The organism is Methanosarcina sp. UBA5 (genome assembly GCF_002505485.1).
Lineage (GTDB): Archaea > Halobacteriota > Methanosarcinia > Methanosarcinales > Methanosarcinaceae > Methanosarcina.
In genome coordinates, this window is record NZ_DAVG01000126.1 from 44339 (window position 1) to 51746 (window position 7408).

A 7408-nucleotide genomic window follows, 5' to 3' on the forward strand; every position below is an offset into this window, starting at 1 on the left:
GACCCTCTGCCTGATTATTTGGATAAAGAAAAAGATTAGTAAGCCATTTTGATCAAAATCGCACATTTGAAATTATTATTTCAAACTTTTTCAAGTTTAAAGAGGTATAAATGTGAATAAACTAAGTAGTCGTTCTTTTTTCCTTTTACTAACATAGAACTTTTACAAAAAATTCATGTGGAATAAACTCCTAAATTATAACTACTATGAGACAGTCAGCGGGAATATGGTTATTTATTGCACTGGGTCTGCTTTTCGGCCTGTTTGCAGATTTGGGAGCTGCAGATCCTGTTGCCCCGGACAGCGGGGACGTAAATCTTTCGGAACTCAGAGCTTTTAACCTGCTCTGCAAATGTGAAACAGGATGCATAGTTAATACAGTTTCTCTTTCTTCCAGCGGGAGTTATCTTGCAGTCGGGGATTTTAATCATAATGTTTCTCTTTTTAATTCAGAGGGGAAGAATCTCTGGAATTATACTACTGGAGATATTGTTTATACCGTATCAATCTCTCCCGATGGGACTTGTGTAGCTGCAGGAAGCAATGATAAGAAGGTATACTTTTTTAATAGGGAAGGCAAATTGCTCTGGAGTTACGAAACCGGGGGCAGCGTGAATTGTGTTGTGGTCTCTTCTGATGGTTCATACGTGGCAACAGGCAGCGAGGATGGCAAGATTTACTTCTTTAATAAAGAAGGCAGGCTATTATGGAATTTTGATTCCGGGGATTCCGTCCGCAGTATAGCCATCTCCAGAGACGGCTCTTACGTTACCGCCGGAGGTTCCAGTTATTGCATTTACCTCTTTGACAGCGAAGGAAATAAAATATGGGAACGAAGGACAGGCAGTGTAATCAACTGTGTGTGTATCACTCCACAGGCTCACTATGTGGCTGCCGGGGGTTCCAATTATAATGTCTATCTGCTTAACAAGAAAGGGGATTTTTCTTGGGTGCACAACCCTGCTTACTGGATCAGCAGTGTTTCCCTGACAAATAATGGCTCATATCTGGCAGCAGGAAGCTTTGACGATAAAATCTACCTGTTTAACAGCACAGGTACAAAACTCTGGGACTACAAGGCAAAAGATGATATCTACAGTGTTACAATTTCGCCGGATGCTTCATTCATTGCAGCCGGAAGCTGGGATGATACGCTTTACGTGCTCGATCTGAATGGGAAGGAGTTCTGGAACTGCAGTTGCGGAGGAAATATTAATAGTGTGTCCGTTTCTCGCGATAGCTCGGTCCTTGCTGCAGCGAGTGATGACGGAGCAGCGTATCTTTTTGAGCGTAATTCCACGGTTTTTGCACGGCTCTTTGGAGATGAACGTTTCCTTTCAAAAGAAGGATTCGGATTGCCGTTAACAGGTACTGCAGAGACTGGAGGCATTGAAAATGTAGTTGAGATTGCTTCGGCCTCCTCAGGTAAAGTGTCAGGTGATATAAAAAGTGAAAACGATCCTGCTGTAGATAATTCAGCCTCTACAAAAAGTTCGTCAAGGCTTCAGGGAATCCTTAACTTCTTTAAATATCCCATATTTCTTTTACTGGTAGTTTTAATAGTGGCTATCTACCTGAAAAATCGAAAATTAAAAAAACGGACCGAAGAGGAAAACCTAGAAGACTTTGAGAACCTTGATGATGAGAAACACAGGCCTGAAAATTAATACAAAAATCCGGAAACCTGAAATTTCAGCTCTGGAGGCGTAAACTTCCAGTTCTGTAAATTTCAGTTCTGCAATTTCAATTCTGTAATTTTCCAAATCTGTTGACTTTCAACTATAGAGCTGATCAATCTTTCTGGATTCTTAAATATCTGAATTTCTTAAGTCTAGATTTCTTAAATATATTCACTCTTAACAGCCTTTAGATTTCTTTGCTTGCAGCTTCGGACAAAGCCCTTATGTGGAAGCCCGAGTCAAGCTCATCTGCAAGTTTTTTACATTTTTCCAGGTCAATTTCGGGCACATTAACCACTGTAACCCTTGTACTGATTCCTGCTTTCCTTGCTCCCTTAACAAAATCAAGTACTGCAGAATAAGAATTTTTATGAATCGGCCTGCAGAGTTTGTTATATTTTTCTTCGGATTCGGCATTCAGGCTTACGGAGACGGAGTCTATTCCTGCGGTTTTTAGTTCAGAGACCACATCTCTTCCCGGATTTATCAGGGCTGCCTGTCCGTTGGTATCCAGCCTGACTCGAATATTCCGGCTTTTCAGCCAGCGGGTTACTGCGAGCACTACGTCGAACCTGAGGGTAGGCTCTCCAAGGCCTGTAAACACTATTTCTCTATATCTTGAAAGGTCCAGTCCTTCCAGGGCTCCTATAACTTCCTCTGCTGTTGGTTCTCTTGAAAGCCTTAGGTCATATCCGTAAACCCCGTCTGCAAAATTACGGATGCAAAAAACACAGTCTGCACTGCAGCGGTTTGTAAGGTTAATATATATATTTTTATGAGCTTCATAGTAAATTGTGTCCATGAAATCAAAATTTCTTACATTCCTTATAACCATGACGTATTAATTCATTTTTTATCCGGGAGCTGAAAATAGCTTTATATATACAAATTTCTCATAACTCTACTTCTGCTTTTCGTTTATGACTTACGTTTTCAAGCAGAAAGTTTATAGGTGATCATGTACTTCTAAGGTTCGATCTGCAGCATTTAGCTAGCAGTATCTATGTTTCAACTCATTTACTCTTCACATTGAAGTCTCTCAGGTTTCTATTTAAGATTTGATTTCAATGTTGACAGATGTGTGTTAAAAAACCTATGATTGATGAAAAATTGCGATACTCGCAATTTCGAAGGAGAATCTTATATGGCACAATTAGCTAAATTCGACGTTCCAGAAGAACTTACAAACAAAGCACTTGAAGCTCTGGAGCTTGCCAGAGACACTGGAAAGATTAAAAAAGGCACCAATGAAGCCACAAAAGCAATCGAAAGAGGAAATGCGAAGCTTGTCCTGATCGCAGAAGATATCGAGCCTGCCGAGATTGTTGCTCACATCGCTCCCCTTTCCGAAGAAAAGAAGGCACCTTTCATCTTCATCAAAAACCAGAAGGAACTCGGTGCAGCCAGTGGGCTTGGTGTGTCCTGCGCAACTGTCGCAATCGTAGATGCAGGAAAAGCAGCTGAAATGGTTCAGGACATTGCACAGAAGCTTGAAGCCCTTAAATAATCCTGATGACATGAGGTGCTAATTATGGCTGATGAAAACATAACCGGCGGCTTTGCTGCTGAGGTTATTGACGTTATCGGGAATACAGGTATGCATGGTGAAGCCAGCCAGATCCAGTGCAGGGTCCTGGAAGGCAGGGATAAGGGCCGTGTTATTACAAGAAACTGCGTGGGCCCTGTCCGCGTAGGTGACATCCTGATGCTTCTCGAAACTTCAAGAGAAGCGAAGAAACTGACCACCAGATAAGAAAGCGGTGAGATGATGGAACAGAGAAAATGCTATTTCTGCGGAAAGATGCTGGAGCCCGGAACCGGTAAGCTCTACGTCAAGAAAGACGGTTCTATCTACTATATGCATTCTTCCAAATGTATGAACAACTTCAACCTGGGTAGGCTTCCAAGGCGTACCGAGTGGACCGAGAAAGGCAAAATCCAGTTGAAAAAAGCATAAGATTAAAATTGCCAGTTTATTTGTTCGGATTATTAAGGTGTGTACATGGAACAGACATACGTTATGGTAAAACCTGACGGAGTCCAGCGCGGGCTGGTTGGAGAGATAATTTCCAGAATCGAGAAGCGAGGTCTGAAGCTCGTAGCCCTCAGGATGAACGTTATCAGTGAAGCCACTGCAAAAGAGCACTACAGTGAACATGCAGCCAAGCCTTTCTTCCCCGGCCTTGTCGAATTCATCACGTCGGGCCCTTCGGTTTCAATGGTCGTTGAAGGAAAAGATGCAATCCGGGTTATGAGGGCTATAAATGGGGCTACAAACCCTGTAGATGCGGCTCCCGGAACAATCCGTGGGGACTTTGCTCTGGATGTGGGCAGAAATGTAGTTCATGCCTCTGACTCCCCAGAAGCTGCAGCAAGGGAAATTGCAATTCACTTTAAGGACTCCGAAATCGGGAACTATTCCAGAATCGATGAGGTCTGTCTGTACGAATAAAGCAGGTGCACCAAGGCTTTTTCGTGTTCCTGAAACTTCAGGGCATGATTCCAGGCCTTTGTTTATCCGACCTGCAATATGGGTCCGTCGGGGTAAACCCGGACCCTTCTGGACCTGCAGCAAATAAGACGCGGGAATGAGAGAGGTTTTGCATATGGCCGACAAGAATAATTTGAGGACTCCTATAGTCTGCGTGATGGGGCACGTCGACCACGGGAAAACGACTCTGCTGGACAAGATCAGGGGTACTGCAATTGTCAGTGGAGAAGCCGGCGCCATCACCCAGCATATCGGGGCAACTGAAGTCCCAATAGATGTGATTATCAACAAGCTTGGAGACCCAAGGCTTCGGGATAGGTTCATAGTGCCAGGGCTGCTCTTTATTGACACGCCTGGACACCATGCCTTTACAACCCTCAGGAGCAGGGGAGGCGCTCTTGCCGATCTTGCAATCGTTGTAGTGGACATAAATGAAGGCTTCAAGCCTCAGACCTACGAAAGCCTGCAGATCTTAAAGCGGTTCAAAACTCCTTTTGTTGTTGTTGCTAATAAGATTGACAGGATTGGCGGCTGGATCTCACAAAAAGACCTGCCTTTTGCGGCTACTTTCAAAAAACAGCCAGAAGATGTTCAGTCCCGGCTTGAGACAAAGCTCTACGAGGTAATCGGTGAACTATACAACCAGGGTTTTGCAGCAGAACGGTACGACAGGGTTACAAACTTCCAGAAAACCCTGGGCGTAGTGCCTGTAAGTGCTGTGACAGGCGAAGGAATTCCTGATGTCCTGATGGTACTCCTTGGCCTTGCCCAGAAATTCCTTGAAGCAAATCTGCATTATAGTGCCAAAGGTCCAGGAGTCGGCACTGTGCTTGAGGTCAAGGAAGAAAAAGGCCTTGGCGCAACGCTTGATGTTATTCTCTATGATGGCACTCTGAAAAAGGGCGATACTGTTGTTATCGGAAGTCTGGGTAAACCAATCCAGACAAAGGTCCGGGCTCTTTTAAAGCCAAGGGAACTTTCTGAGATGCGTTACGAGAGTAAGTTCAAGCAGGTGAATAAGGTTACTGCTGCGGCTGGGGTAAAGATTTCGGCTCCCGGGCTCGAAGGTGCGCTTGCAGGCTCTCCAATAAGGGTTGCTTCCGAAGAAACTCTTGACGAGATTGTAGCCCAGGTAAAATCTGAAATCGACGAGGTCAGGATTGATACTGGTTCGGTTGGAATTATGATCAAAGCTGATACCCTCGGCTCCCTTGAAGCCCTTGTCCATGAGTTCCAGAAAGATGAGGTGCCTATCAGGAAAGCTGAAGTGGGAGATATCTCGCACCGGGATGCAATTGAGGCTTCGACAGTTGAAGACCCGCTCTATTCAGTGATTATAGGTTTCAATGTCAAAGTTCACCCTGACGCCAGAGATTTCCTGCAGGAAAGCAGTGTGAAGGTATTCACAAGTGACGTGATTTACCGCTTGGTTGAAGATTACCAGGAATATGTAAAAAAGCAGCAGGAACAGGCTGAAAAGAAGATTTTCGAAACAATAATCCGTCCGGGAAAATTCAAAATCCTTCCAGGCTGCGTATTCCGCCAGAGTAAACCCGCGGTTGTCGGCGTAAGAGTGCTTGGAGGAGTCGTGCGGACAAATGCCGATGTTATGCTTGAGAACGGAAACGTTGTGGGCAAGATCAAGGGTTTGCAGATCGAGGGAGAAAATATTCCGTCTGCAGGGGTAGGCAAAGAGGTTGCAATGGCAATTGAAGGCGCAACCGTAGGCAGGCAGATCAAAGAAGAGGACGTGCTCTATATCAATGTGCCTGAAAGGCATGCCAAAGTTCTTGAGCACGAGATCTATGATTCCCTTTCAACCGATGAAAAGGAAACTCTTGATATTTTTCTTTCCCTGAAAAGAAAAGATAATCCTTTCTGGGCAAAATAACGCTTATAAGTGCATAATTATTCGGAAGTTATGTTCAGAATGCACGGAAGGTTCAGGTAAGAATTCAGGAAAATCCGAGTAAAGTTTCGGACGAAAAGGCAAGGCAAAGGAATTATTAAAAATAAATCTGATATTGGAGGATTTCACATGGCTAATTTCAAAGTTGTAGTTTCTGACCCAAAGGAAGGGCGTGCTTACCAGGTCGATTTAAAAGATGCTGAAGCAAATGCATTAATCGGAAAGTCAATAGGCGACATTGTTGATGGTTCTGTTTTCGGCCTGGCCGGTTACAAAGTCAAAATCACCGGCGGTTGTGATGGCAGCGGTTTTGTTATGAAACCTGACCTTCCGGGTCCCAGAAGGCAGAGAATTCTTATGGCGGTAGGTGTGGGTTATACCCCCAAACATCCGGGGCAGCGCAGGAGAAAGATGGTCCGTGGCAAGGAAATTGCATCTGACATCGTCCAGATAAATGCAAAAGTCGTTGAATACGGAAGCAAATCCATAAAAGCTCTTCTCGGCCTTGAAGCCGCAGCAGAAGCTCCAGCAGCAGAGTGATTTTTCAAGTTCCGCCTGCGGGCGGGCTTTAAACACTTTTTATTCTGTTTTTCTTTCTGATTTTCGTTTTTGATTTTCCAGTATATCTGTTTTCTCAATCTCCACATGACTTCCATCGCAGAACGGTTTATTCTGTGATTTCCCACACCTGCAGAGAGCATACTGTTCCTTTATGGGGTATTTCTTTACTTCACGCCATATTAAGCGGTCAGTGTTTTCATCCTTGCAAAATCATCCTCAATATTTTCAAAAAAGATTGTGAAGATTTTTTCATCTTCAAGGCTAGAAAAAATCATAAACTTATAGATTCGACTAACTTATGGATTAAGTTTTGAGCGGGATCAAAGTAGTTTCTTTCCGGGCTCAGTCCCGATTCCGGGTTTGCACTCATAAACTTCAGTAATTTTCATAACTGCAAGGGCTTTTGCAGGGAATCTGTCTCCTTTGCTCTTGACCATTTTATACATCTTCTTGTAATCTTCCCCTTCGGTCTTGATCTCAATATCTCCTTTTATCTGGTAACAGCCTTTGATTTCCGGGCCCCACATATAGATTGCTCCCCTCGGGTTTTCATCAAGATTGTTGCGAGTTTTATTAAAATAATTGTCTGCGATCCAGATTGTTTCTCCGTCTTCCTGCAAATCACACATGCCGATTGGTATTACGTTCGGATCTCCGCCTTTAGACGCCGTTGCAAACGGAAAAATTTTCATTTTTGCAAAGTCTTCCTTCATCTCATCAGTTAATTTCACCATTTATTTCCACCCCTCATTGAATCGGTTTTTACTA

At 43.8% G+C, this 7408-nt stretch carries 11 protein-coding genes; 8 read left to right on the top strand and 3 right to left on the bottom strand.

Features of this window, described 5'->3' with window-relative positions; genetic code table 11:
- The first annotated feature begins 206 nt into the window (after positions 1 to 206).
- The gene (locus tag BP621_RS16110) at positions 207 to 1667 is read left to right on the top strand and encodes a WD40 repeat domain-containing protein (protein WP_292391681.1); all 1461 of its coding nucleotides are present in this window, start codon (positions 207 to 209) and stop codon (positions 1665 to 1667) included.
- A 199-nt stretch (positions 1668 to 1866) separates the two neighbouring features.
- On the opposite strand, the gene BP621_RS16115 is transcribed toward BP621_RS16110, so the two are convergent.
- Complete coding sequence (locus tag BP621_RS16115) at positions 1867 to 2514, bottom strand: TatD family nuclease-associated radical SAM protein (RefSeq protein ID WP_292391682.1); 648 nt, start codon at positions 2512 to 2514, stop codon at positions 1867 to 1869.
- A gap of 309 nt (positions 2515 to 2823) precedes the next feature.
- Here BP621_RS16115 and rpl7ae point away from each other — a divergent pair, with 309 nt between their 5' ends.
- From rpl7ae to BP621_RS16150, 7 genes are all read left to right on the top strand, one after another.
- Positions 2824 to 3186 (top strand): 50S ribosomal protein L7Ae, encoded by a 363-nt coding sequence (gene rpl7ae, locus BP621_RS16120; protein WP_292391683.1) that lies wholly within the window; start codon positions 2824 to 2826, stop codon positions 3184 to 3186.
- 24 nt (positions 3187 to 3210) lie between these two features.
- The gene (locus BP621_RS16125; protein WP_011308299.1) at positions 3211 to 3432 is read left to right on the top strand and encodes a 30S ribosomal protein S28e; all 222 of its coding nucleotides are present in this window, start codon (positions 3211 to 3213) and stop codon (positions 3430 to 3432) included.
- A gap of 15 nt (positions 3433 to 3447) precedes the next feature.
- A complete protein-coding gene (locus BP621_RS16130) occupies positions 3448 to 3636 on the top strand; it encodes a 50S ribosomal protein L24e (protein WP_292391686.1) in 189 nt (62 codons plus the stop codon).
- 45 nt (positions 3637 to 3681) lie between these two features.
- Entirely contained in the window at positions 3682 to 4131 is a 450-nt protein-coding gene (ndk, locus tag BP621_RS16135) for a nucleoside-diphosphate kinase (protein ID WP_292391688.1), read from the top strand.
- A gap of 5 nt (positions 4132 to 4136) precedes the next feature.
- The gene (locus BP621_RS16140; protein ID WP_292391690.1) at positions 4137 to 4271 is read left to right on the top strand and encodes a hypothetical protein; all 135 of its coding nucleotides are present in this window, start codon (positions 4137 to 4139) and stop codon (positions 4269 to 4271) included.
- A gap of 14 nt (positions 4272 to 4285) precedes the next feature.
- On the top strand, positions 4286 to 6061 hold the full coding sequence (gene infB / locus BP621_RS16145) for a translation initiation factor IF-2 (RefSeq protein ID WP_292391692.1): 1776 nt from the start codon (positions 4286 to 4288) through the stop codon (positions 6059 to 6061).
- A 147-nt stretch (positions 6062 to 6208) separates the two neighbouring features.
- Positions 6209 to 6619, top strand: a complete 411-nt coding sequence (locus BP621_RS16150; RefSeq protein ID WP_292391694.1) for a 30S ribosomal protein S6e — start codon at positions 6209 to 6211, stop codon at positions 6617 to 6619.
- A gap of 39 nt (positions 6620 to 6658) precedes the next feature.
- Here BP621_RS16150 and BP621_RS16155 read toward each other — a convergent pair whose 3' ends face one another.
- Together BP621_RS16155 and BP621_RS16160 are read right to left on the bottom strand one after the other, a co-directional pair.
- Positions 6659 to 6820, bottom strand: coding sequence for a CDGSH iron-sulfur domain-containing protein (locus BP621_RS16155; protein ID WP_292391702.1), 162 nt, complete (start codon positions 6818 to 6820; stop codon positions 6659 to 6661).
- 140 nt (positions 6821 to 6960) lie between these two features.
- Positions 6961 to 7374 carry a pyridoxamine 5'-phosphate oxidase family protein gene (locus BP621_RS16160; protein ID WP_292391696.1) on the bottom strand — a complete coding sequence of 138 codons (414 nt, stop codon included), beginning with the start codon at positions 7372 to 7374 and terminating at the stop codon, positions 6961 to 6963.
- Positions 7375 to 7408: the final 34 nt, after the last annotated feature.

Coding starts and splice junctions, on each gene's coding strand:
- BP621_RS16110 (WP_292391681.1), top strand. CDS start 207: ATGAGACAGTCAGCGGGAATATGGTTATTTATTGCACTGGGTCTGCTT.
- BP621_RS16115 (WP_292391682.1), bottom strand. CDS start 2,514: ATGGTTATAAGGAATGTAAGAAATTTTGATTTCATGGACACAATTTAC.
- rpl7ae (WP_292391683.1), top strand. CDS start 2,824: ATGGCACAATTAGCTAAATTCGACGTTCCAGAAGAACTTACAAACAAA.
- BP621_RS16125 (WP_011308299.1), top strand. CDS start 3,211: ATGGCTGATGAAAACATAACCGGCGGCTTTGCTGCTGAGGTTATTGAC.
- BP621_RS16130 (WP_292391686.1), top strand. CDS start 3,448: ATGGAACAGAGAAAATGCTATTTCTGCGGAAAGATGCTGGAGCCCGGA.
- ndk (WP_292391688.1), top strand. CDS start 3,682: ATGGAACAGACATACGTTATGGTAAAACCTGACGGAGTCCAGCGCGGG.
- infB (WP_292391692.1), top strand. CDS start 4,286: ATGGCCGACAAGAATAATTTGAGGACTCCTATAGTCTGCGTGATGGGG.
- BP621_RS16150 (WP_292391694.1), top strand. CDS start 6,209: ATGGCTAATTTCAAAGTTGTAGTTTCTGACCCAAAGGAAGGGCGTGCT.
- BP621_RS16160 (WP_292391696.1), bottom strand. CDS start 7,374: ATGGTGAAATTAACTGATGAGATGAAGGAAGACTTTGCAAAAATGAAA.